Source organism: Alteromonas gracilis (assembly GCF_036870955.2).
In the GTDB taxonomy this organism is placed as follows: Bacteria; Pseudomonadota; Gammaproteobacteria; order Enterobacterales; family Alteromonadaceae; genus Alteromonas; species Alteromonas gracilis_A.
In genome coordinates this window covers 3,051,293-3,069,853 of the sequence record NZ_CP145482.2, presented here as the reverse complement: position 1 = coordinate 3,069,853, position 18,561 = coordinate 3,051,293, and the positions used below count along the sequence as shown (strand labels likewise).

The following is an 18,561-nucleotide window of genomic DNA, read 5'->3' as shown; positions in this document are numbered from 1 at the left end:
ATGGCGCTTTATTTTTATGTGCACAAAGAAAAGGTGATGAACTCATGAATAGTGAAATGCATGTGTTACTACAAAACATTTTTGATGAAGTAGAGCCCATGTTAGGTATGGGGAAAGTTGCTGATTACATTCCAGCTTTGGCAAGTGTAAATCCCCGCCAGTTTGGTATTGCCATTTGTGACACACAAGGCCATATCACGTCGATTGGCGATGCCAGCGTACCTTTCTCTATTCAAAGTATTTCAAAGGTGTTTAACCTAGTGCTTGCGATAAATCATTATGGTGAACCAATGTGGGAACGCGTTGGGTGTGAACCTTCAGGCTTACCTTTCAACTCACTTGTCCAGCTAGAGTATGAAAACGGTATTCCGCGAAATCCTTTCATAAACGCTGGGGCGCTGGTGGTAAGTGATATGGTGCAATCTCGTTTTGCGTCCCCCCATATTGCAATGCGAGATTTTGTCAGACGGCTTTCATGCAATGGCGACATAATAGTGAACAAAGTCGTCGCAGAGTCGGAGTACGAGCATAGGTCGCGCAATGCAGCTATGGCGTATTTAATGAAAGCATATGGTAACTTCGAAAACGACGTTGAGGATGTGTTGCGCAACTATTTTCATAATTGTGCATTAGAGATGAGCTGCGAAGATTTAGCACGGTCTACCAGCTTCTTGGCAAACGCAGGGTTCTCATCCTGTGCAGGTGAGCAAGTCTTAACACCTTACCAAACTAAACAAGTTAATGCGTTATTGGCGACGAGCGGTATGTACGATGAGGCAGGCAGTTTTGCATTTAAAGTCGGCTTACCTGGGAAAAGTGGGGTAGGTGGCGGAATTGTTGCCGTTGTACCAGGTCGCTTTTCAATTTGTGTTTTCTCTCCTGCACTCAATAGTGTAGGCAACTCGCAGCTAGGCGTTGCTGCATTAACCTCGTTGAGTGAACGAATTAACTGGTCTATTTACTGAAGGTTTTTGAACGTGGCGTCACGTCTAACGAATAAGTGTGAGAGTCATTGAAAAGGTAGAGTAAGTACAGCGCCGCATAAAACAGCGCTGTGCTTACTGGAAAATCGATGTTTATGCTCTAGTACGCAGAAGTACTAGACCAAAAATGGCAAGGCTAAACAAGCCTAGCGTTGCTGGAGCAGGCACCGCCTCTACACGAAAGTTACCATCTGCCAATGCTATCGTTGTCGCTTGGTTTGAAGCGTCGAACGTCAGGAATTCGAAACCGCCTGATAGACCACTTGCATTCGAACCGTTTAAATCGATACCAAAGAAGTCGCTTTGGTCAAAGGTCAACACTAACCCGTCACCGTATTTGTTTCCCCAAGAAAAGTTTGCTTGGTTGCTACCTACCATTTCGCCTGAGTCGTCAATTAGACTAAATGCAGCATTACCTTTAAACGCGTTGAATCCAAAGTTGTACTTTCCGTTTCCAGTCTTGTTTTGTGAAAACGCGTCGAAAAGTGCGAAAAGCGCCAGCTGGTCATTGAGCTCTGCTAAAAAGAATACGGCGGTATTACTTTTGGCAAATGATAATGCAGTAGACCATTTGTTCGTTGTGCTATAGCCATAGAACGTTTCGAATGAATCGACTGAAGCATCAATTTTATAAGGGTTTACAACAGTATTGTCGTTTAGATATATCACGCTGCCGCTTGCTTGAGCTGACAAGGCAATAAATAAAAAGGTGCTTAAAATTTTAATAAAACGCATAACCACTCCAAATATGCTAATACATTATTAACTGCTAGAACGCTCTGTATTAGTGGTTAAGCTAATTTTGTGCCAGTTTTTAAGTTATTGTTTGCTAAAGAGGTTTGACCAGCTTGTGATGCAAGCTGTAAAAGCTTTTGACACTAACAAGCTGTTTAGATTAATAACCTGTTAATTCCATGTAGCCACGGCCAGTGTGCGAGCCTGATACTGTGATCCTCCCCTCATAATAGGGCATGAAACCATCGTTCCACTGGTTATCTTTAAAAGGGGTCACCGTTACATCGAGGGCTTTTGAAGGAATAGCAATCCGCCATGATGTGGGCATCGTTCGCACGCCACGCTTTGTCATTATTGTCTCATAACGAGTAGGGGTTAAGGTGAGTTGTGCGTCATCAAGTGTTGTGGTCTCACCTTCTTTTGAAATAAACGTTCCGGTTATGTAAGTTGCGTGACTTTCATCAAGCCCTTCCTGATCCAATTGTTGTTGCATATCTTCAGTTTGTGATTGTTCCTTTCCTTGAACTACTTGCTCCGAGTGCATTCTGAAGGCCATGACTTTGTTCCCATCGTCCAAATGAATTGAAAACCAATCCCACCCCATTGCTTCACTGTTGGCTAAGTGACTGGTCCATTCATGGTCAAACCATCCAAGCCCTTTAACACCAATTGATTTTCCATTAATCAGTAGGTTTCCTTTTGCGTTGATAAACGGTTGGCTGTAGTAGTAAGAGCGAAGTCGCTCATCTTGCGTTTTACGGCTATATCCATTATCGCCTTGCTTTACAAATGGGCCTGAAGTATCGAGTGATAAATCAATAGACACTGATTCGCCCAATGCAAGTGTATGGTCTCGTGATGGCGAGCTATTTCCCGAAGCATTTTTATTCTTCAGTGACAGGTTTAGGGATGACGGGAACATAGCGTGATTCTTGCTTGAAGCCGAGGTACGCCATGACCAGTCGTCTATAATAGCTTCAAACGGACTGCCGTTTACATAAGCATTACCCACACCGTCTGCTGCAAATCTTTCTTCAAAATAGTGCTGTGTTTTTGTGTGTAATGAAGCATGCCCCATCCATTGCTGTGTATTAGCCCAATTGCTTTCAGCGACTTCACTACTGCCAGGGGGCTTAAATCTAAACAGCGTATATTGAAGGCCGTACTCATTTTTGTTGTCATCTTCTAGCACAAAGGTGAGATACCACCACTCTAACTGGTAATCTGGGTGGCTTTTGTGATCGGTAGGCAAGGTGAATGGCTTATCTTGTATAACCTGCGCGAAACTTTGCGCGGCGGTGTCTGCATCTTGTGCGGTTATGCCACCAAAAAATTGTCGAGGCCTGTCGTTTTGGGCCAAAGGTGAATGTTCTTCATTAGGCGTGTTTTTTGTTTTTGGTATCAGCAAAGAGCCTAAAAACAAGGCAATACACGCGATCACCAACAACAGACCTCGGCGTTTCAATGGCTTATTCATAGCTGTACCTCCTGACGAAGGTCTACCTTTGGCTCAAGCTTCCCAAGTGGCAAGAGTAAAACCAGTGACACAATGGCAAGTGAGAGCACCACGCTGGACATGATTACGTCCGTCTGAATAACAATGGGGTACACCCAGTTAAATGCGTACCTGTTTACCATAACAATAAACACGTAAGCTAAGAAAATACCAAAGGGAATGGCCAATATCGCGGTTACTAGGCAAAGCAAAAAATATTGTGTAAACAGCGCGCTTTTCACTTGTAGGCGACTGACACCTAGTGCCCGCAATGTATTCAATTGCGGAGCGTTACCTAAAGCTAATACCGTTAACGATACCGCAAAGGCAATGCCTAGCGACGACAAGCGTGGTGATATTGAGTCCATCGGTTAGCAAAAATGTGCGATCAAAAACCTTAAGCGACTGGTTAAGTAAGTGTGTTTTTGAGTAGGCACTGCCAAATGGCGCCGCCAGCGTTGTTATCGCGCTGTCTGTTAGTGTGCTGCCTGTTAGTGTGCTTGAAGAAGCAGACTTTTGAGTGGCTGGATACAGTGCCATCGCCCCAGAAAACAACATGTCATTTAGCCCACTATTTTCCTGACGAGCTGACAATAAACGGGGAAGAGGGACAAATACTTGCCCTTGTGTATTACCGTAGTCAGGGTATATACCAAGTACACGCCACGCTTGTTTTTCACCAAATAGGGTTTTGTCTAGAGTGTCGCTATCAACCGTAAGGGTGGTGATGTTTTTATCTAAACCGCTTCTATTTGTTGCCAATGAATAGTTCGACAAAGAAAGTGTGTCACCAATGCGTACGTTGTTCATCAGTGCCAATTGTTGATTAATAAAAACCCCTTGGCCTTTTGAAAACTGCTCCCACGCATCATCCACCGCATTATCAAGCAGTAAAGCGATTTTCCCCTCGGTATGAAGGGGGTAGCTAGAGACAGAAATGGTTTGCTCATTAAACGTGGCTTTTAACCTCATCAAGGGGGTTGCATTGAGGCTGTCTGGCAACACGATATATGAATACAGCATATCGGTATAAAGGTACGCGGGGGCATAAAGGCGTTGTTTTAACCAGTCAACCGTCGCGTCTCGGAAACTGCTTGTCATGGTATTCATACCAATATTGGCGGTAAGTGCGATAAAAAATGCGCAAACGGCCAATCGCGACTTAGATGACAACGACTGCATATTTGAAACAACAAAAAATAACACCACCCAACGCTTTGGCGTAACTTTAGCAAGCCATTTGGTCAATATAGGCAACCAAAGTAAGACCAATGCGCAGCTACTAAGCAGTAATGCGGCAACATAGCCAAGTGCGAGTGTTGTGGAAGAGACGAAGTGTGACAACAGATAAAGTACTAAAAGCACTATGCATGAAATCACACTAGCTTGCGCTAGAGAAGCCTGGCTTTCTTGCTTTATTTTATGGTGTGAGAGGGCATTGGCTAGTTGGGTAACTGGCAAGAGTGAAAACACAACCAGCGAAGTGAAGGTCACAGTAAGCGCAAATAAAAATATCGAGAGCAAATTGACGTCTGGCGTTATGAATACAGCGCTAAACAAAGAAGAAAACGTACCGCTAATCACTGGGGATAGCCAGGATGCCGCATTAAAACCAGCAATCATGCCAAGGGGGATACCAAAGACACAGTAGATCAGAAGCTCAGTAACAAGTGCTAACGATAGAATGTAGCTTTGAATGCCTAGCTGTCTTAGTCGAATCATATTGGGCAAACGCGTGCGGTACATCAGGTTAAGCGCGTTTAACACAATGAACAGCGCAACAACCCCCATAAGTGCACTCATTGCCCAAAGGTTAAGCTTAAAGCTATCTGGGAGTGACCCTGTTTCTTGAGCAAGCGTATTTTGAGGTTTAATTAATGGGACTGACGTAATGCTGTTTAGCGCTTCAATGTCCTGACTGGACAATGGCATGAGCGATAACAAACCAGAAAGCGGCGTATCTTGCACAGTAACGTCGTGCCGATAAAAGTCGGTAATAGCGATAACCAAGGTGTCTTGGGGGACAGCAGCACTCACAACAGGATTGATAGGCGATGGCCATTTTACGTCTGACGACACAAGGTTTTCACATGCTATTTCGCCTAACGTAGCAGGGTGCATGAGACCTCTGACAGCAGTATTGTTTTGCCCCTGCATTTCTGTACTAAGCCATGCGCCGCCGTTTTGTAAGTTAGATACGCTAGCAAAGTGACTCATCAATACTTGGGTGTCTACGCCCATGACGTTAACACTAAATGTTCTTGATGACGTGTCGCCACACGACACACGAACAGTACGCTGAGCCAGCGCGGCTAGTTGAGTAAACCCCGCCAATCTAGCTTTTACATAATCTTCTTTAGTTAGCGACAGCTCGCTGTTGATAGGGACCAATACATTGTCAGTAAAGAGTTTGTCGTTGGCTTCTAATAACTCGCCTTGCTCTGCCCCTTCATTGATAAGCAATACTGTTATTAGACCTGCATTGGCTACTGCAATAGCAGCAATAATGAGAAGCGGCTCGAGCCAGCGCTTTTTTGCCATTGCAAAAAGCGTTTTTAATGTTATTCCGAAAGTGTGCAGGGCGCTTTTCATCAGCATGCACTTTGGTCATTGGTAAGTGAAACCAGCTTTCCACCGTGAAGTTTGGTTTTCATAACGGCTTTCTCTGCCACTTCTTGGCTATGGGTTACTACGACAAGCGCTGTGTTAGTACTGCGACAAACATCAAACAATAGCGTTGAGACCATATCACTTGTTGCCTCGTCTAAGTTTCCCGTGGGTTCATCAGCAAGTACCAAAGCAGGGCGGTGCACCAATGCGCGAGCAATGGCGCACCGCTGTTGCTCGCCACCAGATAGTAAGTGAATTGGCTTTTTGGCAAGATGAGCGATCCCCAACTCTTGCATTAAATGCTGCTGATACTCTGCATCAAAATTGCCTTTTAGCCGTGACGTAAAGGCAATGTTGTCATAGGCGTTGAAGCAGTCAAAGAGGTTATAGCTTTGAAATACAATGCCAAGGTGCTGCTTGCGAAAATCATCAAGTTTGCCTGTGGTGGCTGACTCTTTAATAGATGCTTTTGTGCTGGCAGTTACGTGGTTATCAAAAATGCACTCGTTTCCAACGTAAATTTGACCTTCATCAGGTGTATCGAAACCGGCTATAAGCGAGAGTAAGGTCGATTTTCCACACCCTGATGCACCTTGAATGCTGACTGATTCACCTGCCTTGACCGTTAATGATAAACGGTCTAAAAGCAGTGCATTAGGAGAAAAAGACTTAGACAGGGCATTGATGGTAAGCATAAATGCGTAAACTCAAAAAACGCTAACAAAACAGTGTCTTCAGTATACGCAACAGAACCGCATTTTGGTTAAAAACCAAATGATAAAAACAAAAGTGCACTACTTGCTTGTGCCGCTTTTGTAAACTCATATTGTAATCAGGTAGCGTAGATGTGCTTATTGATTGATGAAATCGTCAAGCTCTTCGCCAGTAACCTTCTTGATCTGAGCAAATAAATACCAAAGCGCTGCAATCAATAGCACCATGCTTGGGATCACAATAACCGGGTAACTCAGTGCCGTCATGCGCCCGAGTTCTTCAGTATATGCGGTTGTGCCCGGTTCGCTCACCAAAATCATTTTGGCCAAAATATAATTCAGTGCAGATGATAAAAAGAAAGAACTCGCAACAATGTATGAACTAACGGCAATTTTCTTTTTAAATTCGTTTTGCTTACCTTTAGCATCAAGAACCTCATTTAAATGCGGCCAGTTTATGATTTGGTCGTTAAGCACCAACATTTTTACCAGCGGTTTGTTGGAATACTGGGTGACAAGAATGGCAATGCCGATAATGCCAGGAATAGCCGCTTCTTTAATAGCGATATATTCCGCAGGAAGCTTGAGTAGACTAAAGCCTCCCGTGAGCAATACGCTAATTATTCCAAGAACGGAAAAGCCATTTACCTTTCCCGATGCTTTCAGGTCCCACAAACCATAGCCGATTGGAAAGCTCAGCGCGGCGACAATACTCCATTCTGGACCTAAATAGTCTTCGGAGCTGGCGTAGCTCATAAGTACGACGGGGATAATAATATTAAACGCAAGGTTGCCGAAAAAGCCTTGGTTTTTCTGAGTCGGTTGCTGTACTGCTGACATAGTTACTTTAAACGTCTTGTTGTGATGCTAATTATACAAAAACAAACTAGCGTGCCCAGTGCCATGCGGCAAATAAGCCACCAATAAAGCCAAATAGATGATATTCAAAGGAAATAAACCTTGAGGTGGGAAGCACTCCCACGAGCATACCGCCATACAAAGCCGCAACCACAAGAGATATAACCAAGTAGCGTATTTTATTGCTGCGAAACCCTGCCAATACGAGGAAGCCAAAGTAGCCGTATACCATGCCGCTTGCGCCAATATGTGTAGCGCTGCGCCCAAATAGCCACACGCCTAAGCCCCCAATGAGTAATGCGCTTAACGTAGCAATAATAAAGGGCCGCTTTCCCCACTGCATGGTTAGCCACATAAACAGCAATAAGGGGACAAGATTGGCCATTAAGTGGGTTGGCGTACCGTGTAGGAATGGCGCAGTAAAAATATAGGGTAGGTGTGAAAGCGAACGCGGCACAACACCAAATTGATTAAGGGTATTGCCCGTAAGTAAATTGGCTACTTCAATGGCAATCAATAGGGCGCCTAGTGTTAATACTACGCGCATTTGAAAAGCGAAAGGCTTCATATATAACCCCTAATTCATGCTAAAGGATGATATGCGGTAAATAGCGCGATAAATCCTGCGTTATAGCAGAGGTGTCTTCTCGCACAGAAATACCTGCTTAAGCATGTCATCAACTAACCAACTGCCAATAAGCGTATGATTACCTTCAAAGACAGGTAATGGCTCAAAAGCTTGGACGATAAAACCTTCTTCACCGTAGGGACCTGCGCTTAATTCGCGCTCACGACCATCTTCAATCATTGATACATTGGCGCCTTCGCGCGAAAACAAGGGTTTTTTAATCCATTTTCCAGACAAATCATGTGAACCGACGTCTTCGGAAAAGAATGCTGGCAATAGGTTGGGATGCCCTTCAAACATTTTCCAAAGCTGAGGTAATAGTGCTTTGTTCGATATTACTGTTTTCCACGCTGGCTCTAGCCAGTTGACACCCGCATCGCCTAGTACATCACCAAATTCTTCGCGAAGCATAAATTCCCACGGGTACAGCTTAAAACAGTCTGTTATTGGCTTATCTTGAAGATCAGTGAAAACGCCAGTGTCAGCAAGCCCGATGTCTTCTATAAACACAAAATCGGCAGTGAGCCCTGCTTCGCTGGCGCAGTCTTGCAGATACTGCACAGTTCCGCGGTCTTCCACAGTATCTTTACAGCACGCCATATGAAGTTGATTAATGTTGTAATGCAGCGCAATTTCTCGAAAACGATGAACCAGCTTTTCCTGAAGGCTGTTGAACTGGTCGGCATGGCGAGCGAGTGAACCGTTGTTGACCTTTTGCTCTAGCCACAGCCATTGCCAAAAGCCCGACTCATACAAGCTGGTGGGAGTGTCAGCGTTGTTTTCAAGTAGTTTTGCAGGGCCTTTTCCGTTGTAAACTAAATCTAGGCGCGAATAAAGACTGGGGTCACGCTGTTGCCAGCTGTCCTTTACCGTGTCCCAATGCTTTTCAGGTATGCAAAAACGAGTAAGCAGCGATTCGCTGTTAATGACTTCATCCGCCACCGCCAAGCACATTTGATGTAGCTCTGCAGTGGGGTCTTCAATGTCGTTTTCTATTTGCTGTAATGAAAACTGATAGTATGCGCTTTCGTCCCAATAAGGTTCGCCATACATAGTGTGAAAGTGAAAGCCATATTCGTTGGCCAGCTGCTGCCAGCCTTTTCTTGGCTGGCAAGGCATTCTGAACATAATTAACCGCCCCAGCTGCCTTTACGGCTACTGCTTCCCCACGATGATTTGGCTCTTACACTGCTGCCAAATCCACCGCGCTTCATGGTGCGGTTTACCGTTGGTTTAGGCTTGTAAACATCTTTGTTTACGCGATAGTTGCGTTTACGAATATCGCCGTCGAACACATACCCGTCCGCCGTGATCCAGCGCGAGCGAAAAGGCGAGTTGTAAGAATACGATGTGTAGAGCGGCTGTGAGTAATAGCGGCTTGGCGACAGCAAAGAGCTCACCATATAGCCAGCCATAAATGGCATGAAAAAACTGCCGCTATTGTTGTTTACATACTGGCATTGGTTAGGGCCAAATTCATATTCACAGTCATATTCAGAATTAAAGCGAGGGCTAGTGCGCATGGCTTCGTCTACTGCCGTTTGATAGGCCGCTTCACAGCGCTCAACAGCATCAGGGTAGTCCTGCTTGCAATCATCCAGCGACGTATATATTTTTGCATCTTCGCGTTCTGAACCACATGCACTTAACATTACACTTGTTACACCTAGTGCAATAGGCTTTACGCTGAATGCTTTACGCATTCGAGTTAAGTCAATGTGCTTACTGCGCTTTGTGCGAGGCGTGTCGTTTACCTTAGTCATTACAGCCCCCTTAGTAGGTCATACATGCTGCGTTTAAAAGGCCCACGGCAATTGACATGCTAGCTAGCATTACACCCGCCGACACTTCGTTATTGTTAATTCTCTCGGCAATCTTAGGCATAAAGCTAAAGCGTAAAATAGCAAAAGCCAAAGACTGCGCGACAACCGCAACGAGCGCCCAAATAGCAAAATCAATAATGGCAACAGAGTTTGATGCAGCGCTGCCTAGCGCAATAGCAAAACCAATGATTGCGCCACCAAAGCCGATAGCAGCAGCAACGTTTTTCTCTTCTTTTACCAGTTTCCACTCGTCATGCGGTGTCACCAACGCATAAACCAGTTTGAATACGAATAAAAACACAATGGAAAGGCCGAAATACAGTGCAAAATTTCCAAGGCCTGCCAGTGAATGCAAAATAGTATCCATAGTAATTCCTTTTTAGCCGTTTATTGTTATATCAGTAGGTTGTATGTCAAAGCCTGTCGAGATGACAAGGCATCTGTCTAAATTATTGCCAACTTGTTTTTCTTCGCCGACAACCAAAAGGGTTTCTACTCTGTCATTATCAAGCGGCCGTTCGTACAACATCATAAATTGGTCTGTCTTGCTGACATCGCCGTCTTCTTCATAAGTGGTTTCTGTTACTGCCATAGGTGGTGACTCTTCGCCCACGGCTTCCCACACACGTTCAAAGACATTACCGTTCAGTTCGTAAGTGGGCTGGCTGATAATGTTTGTGATACAGTCATTCCACTGCGCCGTGCTGCCAATTGTCTTGGTCTCATAAAAGTGCCACAGCTTGACATCAGTGATGTGATTTTCCGTCATACCACCGTCTAAAATGACCTGTAGAAAAGCATCGTCGTCGGTGTAAAAGCGAAGCAAAGTGCCACCTGTATCTAAAGGCGCTTCACCGACAGCCTGAATAAGCTGAGAGCGCGCTGCACCTTCAATGGTTAACTCTGGTTCGAGTAAAGACAATTTAAGGTTGTCTAATTCAAATGAGCCTCCCAAATAAAGGCCCATCACTTCGGGGGCTTTAGGTTTTTTAAGTGCTGATTTTTTAAAAAGCTTACTGAACATAAACAGGGCCTCTTAGTCTGCGTCAAGTGACGACCAATTAATGGCATTGATACGTCGCTCGGCAATGTAAAACAGTGTGTCGCCCGCATTGAGGGTAGTATCAAGAGGAGGGTTGACGACCATCTCCTTTACCTGACCATCAGGAGCGTAGCCTATAAATATGGCGTTATGCTTGCGCTTAAGGTTAATAAACAGTTTAGCAACTGAGATAGCAGGGCTAGTGTCTGGTATTTTGACGGAAAACTGCGCTTGGCCTTCTTCTACGCTCAATAAATCGTGATGAAGCATACTCGAGCCAGGGTCAAACGCGGCCTTTGCAAGCATCTCAACTGCCACACTTGGGGTGCATTCTATCTTGGGGCAGTGATCTTGAAGCAAACCAACCAAGCTTTCATCATCGAAATAGGCTACCTGATGTGCATCTGGGTTGCGTTTGGCACAGTAAAGTGCGGTTGTCATAGTGACGTCATCTTGAGGGTTATCGATAAGGATGGTTCTTGCTTTCGCGATACAGGCTCTATCCATATCTTCGTCTTTATTGAATGAATCAACCTTAACGAATTCAATGACACCTGGCATTGGGTTGGCAATATCTGCCTTTACACAAAGCGCAATGGTAGGGCGCTCAGGCATGGCATCGCGTTCACGTAACAGCAGGTCTAGCAACAACATGGTGCGTTGACCGTTCCAACCAATTACTAATATATGTTCATCGAGTTGCAAGTTATTCATTCCCAATAACCCCTTTTTCCATTGCTGTGAAACCCATGACGCAATGCGCCCTACGACCATGGCAAAAATGCTCAAGCCCAATGGGATGACGTATAATGCGACAACGAGTTTTCCTGCAGATGTTACGGGTGACAAATCACCATAGCCAACCGTAGAGGCGGTCACCGCAAGCCAGTAAATAAAATCGACATTCGCTATCAAGTCGACTTCGTACGGCTGCAAATAGCAGCCAATAACTTGAAGCAGCATAAAATGCAGTAGCACCTAAAATGGTATACCACCGTGATTCTGCAAAGTATTGCAGCATTATTTTACGCAGTTTAATCCATGGAGACATTCAACTCACAGCCCTTGTTATGCGAGCAGTTACTCTGCCTTTAATCGACTTTCTTGTCTATGATTCATGTGTAACAAAGCGTTGAAAGTAATCAACAAAAAGAAAAAGGGAGCAGAGCGCTCCCTTTGTATTACTTACCTAAAATGCGAGCAAGTTCATCATCAGCCGATGTTTTGCCACCCTTAATACCTGCTTCTGAGAGGCGTTTCTCAAGGTCGCTGCTTGACTCATCACCTGCCAGTTCTTCGGCAGCCTGAAGCTCAGCGTTGCGCATTTTTTGCTTTTCCTGAATACGAGACAGTGACTCTGTCGCCGTCTTCATTTTGCTGTTAGCTCCCATGTGGCGAGATGAAACAGCAACTTGTGCTTTTTGCACGCTTTCAGTGGCCTTTACCATATCTACTTGTTGTTCTAGACGACGTAGATTGGCTTTTGCTTGCTGAATATTCTGTGCAAGCTGCTTCTCTGACTGTTGAAACTGATCAAGGTATGCTTGCTCTTGATCGCGCTCTTCTTTCAGTTCAGACACCTTTTGTGCACAATCAAGTGCAAGCTGGCGATCGGTATCAATGGCTTTGCGTGCATGCGCTTCATATTCGGCAATCGATGAATCGAAGCTGTCCACTTTTTGTTGCGATAGTTTACACTTCGCTAAAATTTGTGTTCGAGCATGATCTGACTTACGCAATTCTTCTTTGGCTTCTCTAATTTCTTGTTCCAGAATTCGAATCGCTTGACTGTCTACCACTGATTGCGCAGCCTCGGTTGCACCACCTTTTACTGCAGTTACTAATTTTTTCCACACTGACATTCGCTTCTCCTTAGAAGTAAATTTTAGTTAAGGTGTGTTTCGTAGGCATCGAGGAATGATGCAACATTCTGAAACAGGGTTTCGACTTCAATTACAATACTCTCGCCTTTCGATTGCGCGCTTAATGCGCCAAAGGCGGTGTAGTATTCTTCGCCACCAATATTGGAAATGCCCACTGTTGTTAATGGGAATACCATGTGAGATGACAAAATTTCGTGGTCTAGTGCTGGTTTATCCTTTACCTCAGACGCAGCGAACAATAAGCTTTCCACTAATATTTGCTCACCGCTAATCGCAAGCCAAGCGTCGATGCCGTCTTGATTAGCAATAAGTAAGCAGTTTTCTTCTTGTGTTACCACAAAGTCATCGTGCTCTTTGAATAGGGCTTCGATGCTTCCCAGTTCCCAGCTCATACCTTTCTCCTTTGAATATTGAAGCGATTATGTCGTATATGAATGTCGCGTTGAGTTTTTCAACCTTTCCACTGTAACGACAATTTTCACATACGCCAATATCTTGACTTGCAGTGTAGACTGGATATGCCATAATCGTCAATAATGAATTTGCTTTTTAAGTGTAAAAAAGTGTGTTTTTGTAAAATATATATCACATTTGGGTGGTTTTGGAGTGTTGCGTGAGTGCCAAAAATGCGTGGAGACAAGCCGTTGCGAGGGTCGTTAAATCTGAAATGTCGGTACGTGGTGTTAAATACCAAGCCCTAAGTCAGCGTCTTGAAGAAATTGGTGTTGAACAAAGTGCCGATAACTTAAGAAATAAAGTAAATAAAGGAATAATGGGTGCCGATTTACTTTTGCAGATACTTTACGTGTTGAAGGCCCGTCCGTTAGATAGTGCACTTTTAGAAGAAATCTTAACTGATCTTAACGAATAAACCGCGTAAAATACCTAAACAGCAATGAGGTTGCGTGTAATCCCTGTTTTATCCTTTTTTGGGCAAAAAAATACCCAGCAAAGTGCCAGGTATAAAAATGATACGGAATGTTTATGGGAGAACATCATCACTATCTGTGTATATCTTAACCGTTTAAGTCTTGGGCTGCTATGGTTGATGTGCACCAGAAGGTATGCAGCTTCATAATGGGTTATCTAAATTAATACCTGTTGCGCGTTTAGTGTATTTAAAACGTCCAGCAAGTGGTGAGTTTAACCCGAAGGTTTGGTTTAACTAAGTGAAAATAAGCAGTACTGTATTTATGAAACTATCTGATTTTAGCTTTGAGCTACCTGAAAAATTAATCGCAAAATACCCAACACAGCAACGCACCGCAAGCCGTCTTCTTCACTTAGATGGCAAAACGGGGAACGTAGCGCACACCATGTTCGCTGACATGCTATCACTTGTAGACGAAGGCGATTTGTTGGTTTTCAATAATACCCGCGTTATTCCCGCTCGATTGTTAGGCAAAAAAGAGACGGGTGGACAGGTTGAAGTGCTCATTGAACGCATTACTTCTGACAATACGGCACTTGCTCACGTGCGAGCCAGCAAAGCCCCTAAACCTGGTACTAAGCTAATATTAGAGGATAAGGTGCACGTTACGGTAACTGGGCGAGACGACGCGTTGTTTATCCTTCAGTTTGAGCACGATGACACGGTATTGTCGCTTTTAGAGGCACACGGTCACATGCCTTTACCGCCATATATCGACCGCCCCGATGAGAATTCAGATAAAGAGCGTTATCAAACGGTTTATAACGAGAAGCCAGGGGCAGTGGCAGCGCCAACGGCAGGGCTTCATTTTGACGACGAAATACTTGCGGCGCTAAAAGAAAAAGGCGTAAACCTAGCGTTTGTAACTCTGCACGTAGGCGCTGGTACGTTTCAACCTGTACGTGTTGATAATATTCAAGAACACAAAATGCATGCTGAGTACGCTGAAGTTCCGCAAGAGGTTGTAGACGCGGTGTTAAAAACAAAAGCCAATGGTAAGCGAGTTATTGCCGTAGGTACCACTTCCGTGCGCTCATTAGAATCTGCGGCAAAAGCTTGCAGTGAACAAAACCATGCTGACGTTATTGCCCCGTTTTATGAAGATACCGAAATCTTTATCTATCCCGGCTTCGAGTTCAAAGTCGTTGACGCCATGTTCACGAACTTCCATCTGCCAGAGTCAACCTTGATGATGTTGATCAGCGCGTTTGCTGGAAAAGACAACGTCATGCAAGCGTATCAACAAGCTATAGATGAAGAATATCGCTTCTTCAGCTACGGCGACTCAATGTTTATTGAGCGCGCGTAAAAACGCAAGGTGAGTCCATATCAATTGCCCCGTTTTGCTTTATTCCTCTTGAGTTTGAGATAAACATAGATACGGGGCATGATCTCAGCTGAATTACTGGTATAATCCCCGCCAATTTATTTTTATACCCGGCGCAAAAGCGCGCTAGATTGGGAATGCTTTCACATGCAATTTGAGTTGTTAAAAACCGAAGGCCGTGCACGACGCGGTCGTTTGGTATTTGAACGCGGTGTAGTTGAAACACCAGCGTTTATGCCAGTTGGTACGTACGGTACCGTTAAGGGTATGACCCCTGAAGAGCTTAAAGACAGCGGTGCACATATCTGTCTTGGCAACACGTTCCACCTAATGCTTCGCCCTGGCACAGGTATTATTCGTCAGCATGGCGACTTGCATGACTTCATGAACTGGGACAAACCCATTCTTACTGATTCTGGCGGTTTCCAAGTATTCAGTCTGGGTGACTTGCGCAAAATTACCGAAGAGGGAGTAACATTCCGCTCTCCAATCAATGGTGAGAAAATTCTTCTTACACCAGAAAAGTCAATGGAAGTGCAGCGCGACCTTGGCTCTGACATTGTTATGATTTTCGACGAGTGCACGCCATATCCAGCTACCGAGCAAGAAGCCCGTGTTTCTATGGAAATGTCGTTGCGCTGGGCCAAGCGTAGTAAAGAGGCGCATGGCGACAATCCAGCAGCGCTCTTTGGCATTATTCAAGGCGGTATGTATGAAGGCCTTCGTGATGTGTCTCTAGCAGGCCTTGAAGCTATCGGTTTTGACGGCTATGCCATTGGTGGTTTGTCTGTTGGTGAGCCAAAAGAAGACATGATGCGCATTATCGATCACACTGCGCCTAAGATTCCTGAAGACAAGCCACGCTACTTGATGGGTGTGGGTAAACCAGAAGATCTTGTTGAAGCAGTGCGTCGCGGTATCGACATGTTCGACTGCGTAATGCCAACGCGTAACGCACGAAATGGTCACTTGTTTGTAACAGAAGGGGTTGTGAAGATCCGCAATGCCAAACATCGCAACGATACGTCTCCACTTGATGAGAATTGTGACTGTTACACTTGTAAAAATTATTCTCGCTCTTATCTACATCATTTGGATAAATGTAACGAGATTCTGGGTGCACGCCTAAACACCATTCACAACCTTCGTTACTATCAACGTGTAATGCAAGGTCTTCGCGATGCCATTGATGCAGGCACGCTGGATGAGTTTGTACAAGAATTCTATGAACAAAAAGGGTTGCTTGGTTCCGGCACTATAACAACGATAATATTTGGGGAATTTTATGAGCCTATTTATCTCAAACGCGTACGCGCAATCTGCTGGCGGTGCTCAACAAGGTGGTGGCATGGAAATGCTTATCATGTTGGCCGTATTCGGTTTGATTTTTTACTTCTTACTTTACCGTCCGCAAGCTAAGCGTGTTAAAGAGCATAAAAACCTTGTTTCATCACTGAGCAAAGGTGATGAAGTACTAACGCAAGGTGGTTTGGTAGGAAAAATCACAAAAGTGTCTGAAGAGAAAGACTTCATTGAAGTGGCACTTAACGATTCAAACAACATTGTTGTTCAGAAGTCTTCAGTAACTGCTGTGCTGCCTAAAGGCACTATGAAGTCACTGTAAGTAACAACCGCCGGGGCCGGGAAGCTACCCGGTACTGGCACGAAAGGATTATCCAGTGCTAAACAAAAACTCTATATGGAAAGTGTTAAGTGCGCTAATCGTCGTAGCGATGTGTGCACTTTACGCGCTTCCTAATATTTACGGCGAAGATCACGCCGTTCAAATCTCAGCGGGCAGAGATGCTGTGGTGACCGATGCCACGGTTGAACAGGTTAAAGCAACGCTGGCGGCAAAAGACATCACGGTTAAGCGAATCGAGTTTGAAGACGAGCAAATACTTGTTCGCGTTTCTGATTCTGACACGCAGTTAGTGACGCGCGAAGCACTTGAGAAAGAGCTTGGCGATGACTATTTCGTTGCGATGAACCTAGCCCCTGACACACCTGAGTGGCTAGAGGGTTTGGGCGGAGCGCCAATGAAGCTCGGTCTTGACCTTCGTGGTGGTGTTCACTTCTTAATGGAAGTGGATATGACTGAGGTTATTACTAAGTCACTCGAAGATGCTGAAAGCGGGTTCCGTACATCATTACGTGAAGAAGGCATTCGCTACCGTGGCGTAAAGCAAGTAGACAATCACATTGATATTACGTTTCGTGATGAAGATACACTTGATAAAGCAGAGTTTTTCTTACGCAATCAAAGCCGCGACTTAACCTTCAATCAAGTTGATGACTTAACACTTCGCGCCGTGTTTGCTGAAAGCAAGTTGCAGGAAATCCGCGATAATGCGGTTAAGCAAAACATCACCATCATCCGCAACCGTGTTAACCAGCTAGGTGTTGCTGAACCTTTAGTTCAAAAACAAGGCGCCGACCGTATCGTTGTGCAATTGCCAGGTATTCAAGACACCGCGCGTGCAAAAGAAATTCTTAACGCAACCGCAACGCTTGAGTTCCGTATGGTGGATCAGAAAAATGATATTCGCGATGCGTTAAATGGCCGTGTGCCGCCAGGGTCACAATTGATTGAAGACCAGCAAGGTATTCCTCAGTTGCTTGAAAAGCGAATTATGCTAACAGGCAGTCACATTATTGATGCGAACAGTGGTGTTGATGAATACGGTCTTCCCAATGTAAACATCTCGCTAGACTCTGAAGGTGGTAACAAGATGTCGCGTTCGACACGTGGCAACATTGGTAAGCCAATGGCAACCGTGTTTATTGAATACAAGTCGACTGGCGAGCGTAATAAAGACGGTAAACTGGTTTTTGAAAAGCAAGAACAGGTTATCTCTGTTGCTACCATCCGCGCACAGCTTGGCAGCAAGTTTCAGATTACTGGGTTAGATTCACCGAAAGAAGCGCGTGATTTGGCACTTCTACTTCGCGCTAGGTGCACTTATCGCACCAATTCAAATTGTTGAAGAACGTACCGTAGGGCCAAGCTTAGGTAAAGAGAACATCGAGCTAGGCATGCAGGCCATTATCTATGGCTTAGCTGCAGTACTTATTTTCATGCTGATTTACTACAAAGCATTTGGCGTTGTAGCGAATATCGCACTAGTGACTAACCTTGTGATGATTGTCGGCATTATGTCTATGATTCCAGGGGCTACACTCACGTTGCCGGGTATGGCGGGTATCGTGTTAACGGTAGGTATGGCGGTTGACGCCAATGTACTTATCTTTGAACGTATTCGCGAAGAACTGCGTGACGGACGCAGCCCTCAGCAAGCTATTCACCACGGTTACGACAGTGCATTCTCTACTATTTTGGATGCCAACATCACCACATTTATTGCGGGATTAATTTTGTTCGCAGTGGGAACCTACCAATTAAAGGCTTCTCAATTACGCTTATGATTGGTATTGCTACTTCAATGTTTACCGCTATTTTGGTCACTCGCGTTATTGTTAACGCTGTGTGGGGTGGTAAGCGCGTAGAGAAATTGGCGATTTAAGGAGCGTAA

Annotated in this window: 16 protein-coding genes and 4 pseudogenes; 6 read left to right on the top strand and 14 right to left on the bottom strand. The window is 44.8% G+C overall.

The genetic code is table 11. From position 1 onward, the window contains the following. The first annotated feature begins 56 nt into the window (after positions 1-56). A complete protein-coding gene (glsB, locus tag V6N89_RS14865) occupies positions 57-965 on the top strand; it encodes a glutaminase B (protein WP_338520152.1) in 909 nt (302 codons plus the stop codon). Between the two features lie 111 nt (positions 966-1,076). On the opposite strand, the gene V6N89_RS14860 is transcribed toward glsB, so the two are convergent. The 14 genes and pseudogenes from V6N89_RS14860 to V6N89_RS14795 form a co-directional block, all read right to left on the bottom strand. After that, complete coding sequence (locus tag V6N89_RS14860) at positions 1,077-1,718, bottom strand: PEP-CTERM sorting domain-containing protein (protein ID WP_338518226.1); 642 nt, start codon at positions 1,716-1,718, stop codon at positions 1,077-1,079. 160 nt (positions 1,719-1,878) lie between these two features. Next, a complete protein-coding gene (locus V6N89_RS14855) occupies positions 1,879-3,195 on the bottom strand; it encodes a lipocalin-like domain-containing protein (RefSeq protein ID WP_338518225.1) in 1,317 nt (438 codons plus the stop codon). Further along, complete coding sequence (locus tag V6N89_RS14850; protein ID WP_338518224.1) at positions 3,192-3,494, bottom strand: ABC transporter permease; 303 nt, start codon at positions 3,492-3,494, stop codon at positions 3,192-3,194. Before V6N89_RS14850 ends, V6N89_RS14855 begins: the two co-directional genes overlap by 4 nt. A 10-nt stretch (positions 3,495-3,504) precedes the next feature. Continuing rightward, positions 3,505-5,805: an ABC transporter permease gene (locus tag V6N89_RS14845; RefSeq protein ID WP_346992874.1), complete on the bottom strand. Its 2,301-nt coding sequence runs from the start codon at positions 5,803-5,805 to the stop codon at positions 3,505-3,507. Continuing rightward, positions 5,805-6,518, bottom strand: coding sequence for an ABC transporter ATP-binding protein (locus tag V6N89_RS14840; RefSeq protein WP_346992873.1), 714 nt, complete (start codon positions 6,516-6,518; stop codon positions 5,805-5,807). The genes V6N89_RS14845 and V6N89_RS14840 overlap by 1 nt, the downstream gene beginning before the upstream one ends. A gap of 156 nt (positions 6,519-6,674) precedes the next feature. Next, positions 6,675-7,376: a VC0807 family protein gene (locus V6N89_RS14835; RefSeq protein ID WP_338518221.1), complete on the bottom strand. Its 702-nt coding sequence runs from the start codon at positions 7,374-7,376 to the stop codon at positions 6,675-6,677. Between the two features lie 46 nt (positions 7,377-7,422). After that, positions 7,423-7,962: a rhomboid family intramembrane serine protease gene (locus V6N89_RS14830; protein ID WP_338518220.1), complete on the bottom strand. Its 540-nt coding sequence runs from the start codon at positions 7,960-7,962 to the stop codon at positions 7,423-7,425. A 19-nt stretch (positions 7,963-7,981) separates the two neighbouring features. Continuing rightward, positions 7,982-9,150: pseudogene (locus V6N89_RS14825) on the bottom strand (glutathionylspermidine synthase family protein). A 2-nt stretch (positions 9,151-9,152) separates the two neighbouring features. Next, positions 9,153-9,785, bottom strand: a complete 633-nt coding sequence (locus tag V6N89_RS14820; protein ID WP_338518219.1) for a DUF1190 family protein — start codon at positions 9,783-9,785, stop codon at positions 9,153-9,155. Between the two features lie 10 nt (positions 9,786-9,795). After that, positions 9,796-10,212 (bottom strand): DUF350 domain-containing protein, encoded by a 417-nt coding sequence (locus V6N89_RS14815; RefSeq protein ID WP_338518218.1) that lies wholly within the window; start codon positions 10,210-10,212, stop codon positions 9,796-9,798. Positions 10,213-10,224: 12 nt separating this feature from the next. After that, on the bottom strand, positions 10,225-10,869 hold the full coding sequence (locus tag V6N89_RS14810) for a YjfK family protein (RefSeq protein ID WP_346992872.1): 645 nt from the start codon (positions 10,867-10,869) through the stop codon (positions 10,225-10,227). Positions 10,870-10,881: 12 nt separating this feature from the next. Then, positions 10,882-11,938 (bottom strand): annotated as a pseudogene (locus tag V6N89_RS14805) (ion channel). 130 nt (positions 11,939-12,068) lie between these two features. Next, the gene (locus V6N89_RS14800; RefSeq protein WP_338518217.1) at positions 12,069-12,749 is read right to left on the bottom strand and encodes a PspA/IM30 family protein; all 681 of its coding nucleotides are present in this window, start codon (positions 12,747-12,749) and stop codon (positions 12,069-12,071) included. A gap of 23 nt (positions 12,750-12,772) precedes the next feature. Continuing rightward, positions 12,773-13,162 carry a DUF2170 family protein gene (locus tag V6N89_RS14795; RefSeq protein ID WP_338518216.1) on the bottom strand — a complete coding sequence of 130 codons (390 nt, stop codon included), beginning with the start codon at positions 13,160-13,162 and terminating at the stop codon, positions 12,773-12,775. A 275-nt stretch (positions 13,163-13,437) separates the two neighbouring features. On the opposite strand from V6N89_RS14795, the gene V6N89_RS14790 reads away from it, so the two are divergent. The 5 genes and pseudogenes from V6N89_RS14790 (at position 13,438) to secD (ending at position 18,552) form a co-directional block, all read left to right on the top strand. Further along, positions 13,438-13,641, top strand: a complete 204-nt coding sequence (locus V6N89_RS14790) for a DUF6471 domain-containing protein (protein WP_232369772.1) — start codon at positions 13,438-13,440, stop codon at positions 13,639-13,641. 322 nt (positions 13,642-13,963) lie between these two features. After that, on the top strand, positions 13,964-15,010 hold the full coding sequence (gene queA / locus V6N89_RS14785) for a tRNA preQ1(34) S-adenosylmethionine ribosyltransferase-isomerase QueA (protein ID WP_338518215.1): 1,047 nt from the start codon (positions 13,964-13,966) through the stop codon (positions 15,008-15,010). A 165-nt stretch (positions 15,011-15,175) separates the two neighbouring features. After that, positions 15,176-16,270 (top strand): annotated as a pseudogene (gene tgt, locus V6N89_RS14780) (tRNA guanosine(34) transglycosylase Tgt); the annotation flags it as partial. A gap of 43 nt (positions 16,271-16,313) precedes the next feature. After that, positions 16,314-16,652, top strand: coding sequence for a preprotein translocase subunit YajC (yajC, locus tag V6N89_RS14775; protein WP_338518214.1), 339 nt, complete (start codon positions 16,314-16,316; stop codon positions 16,650-16,652). A gap of 55 nt (positions 16,653-16,707) precedes the next feature. Then, positions 16,708-18,552: pseudogene (gene secD / locus V6N89_RS14770) on the top strand (protein translocase subunit SecD). Positions 18,553-18,561 lie beyond the last annotated feature (9 nt).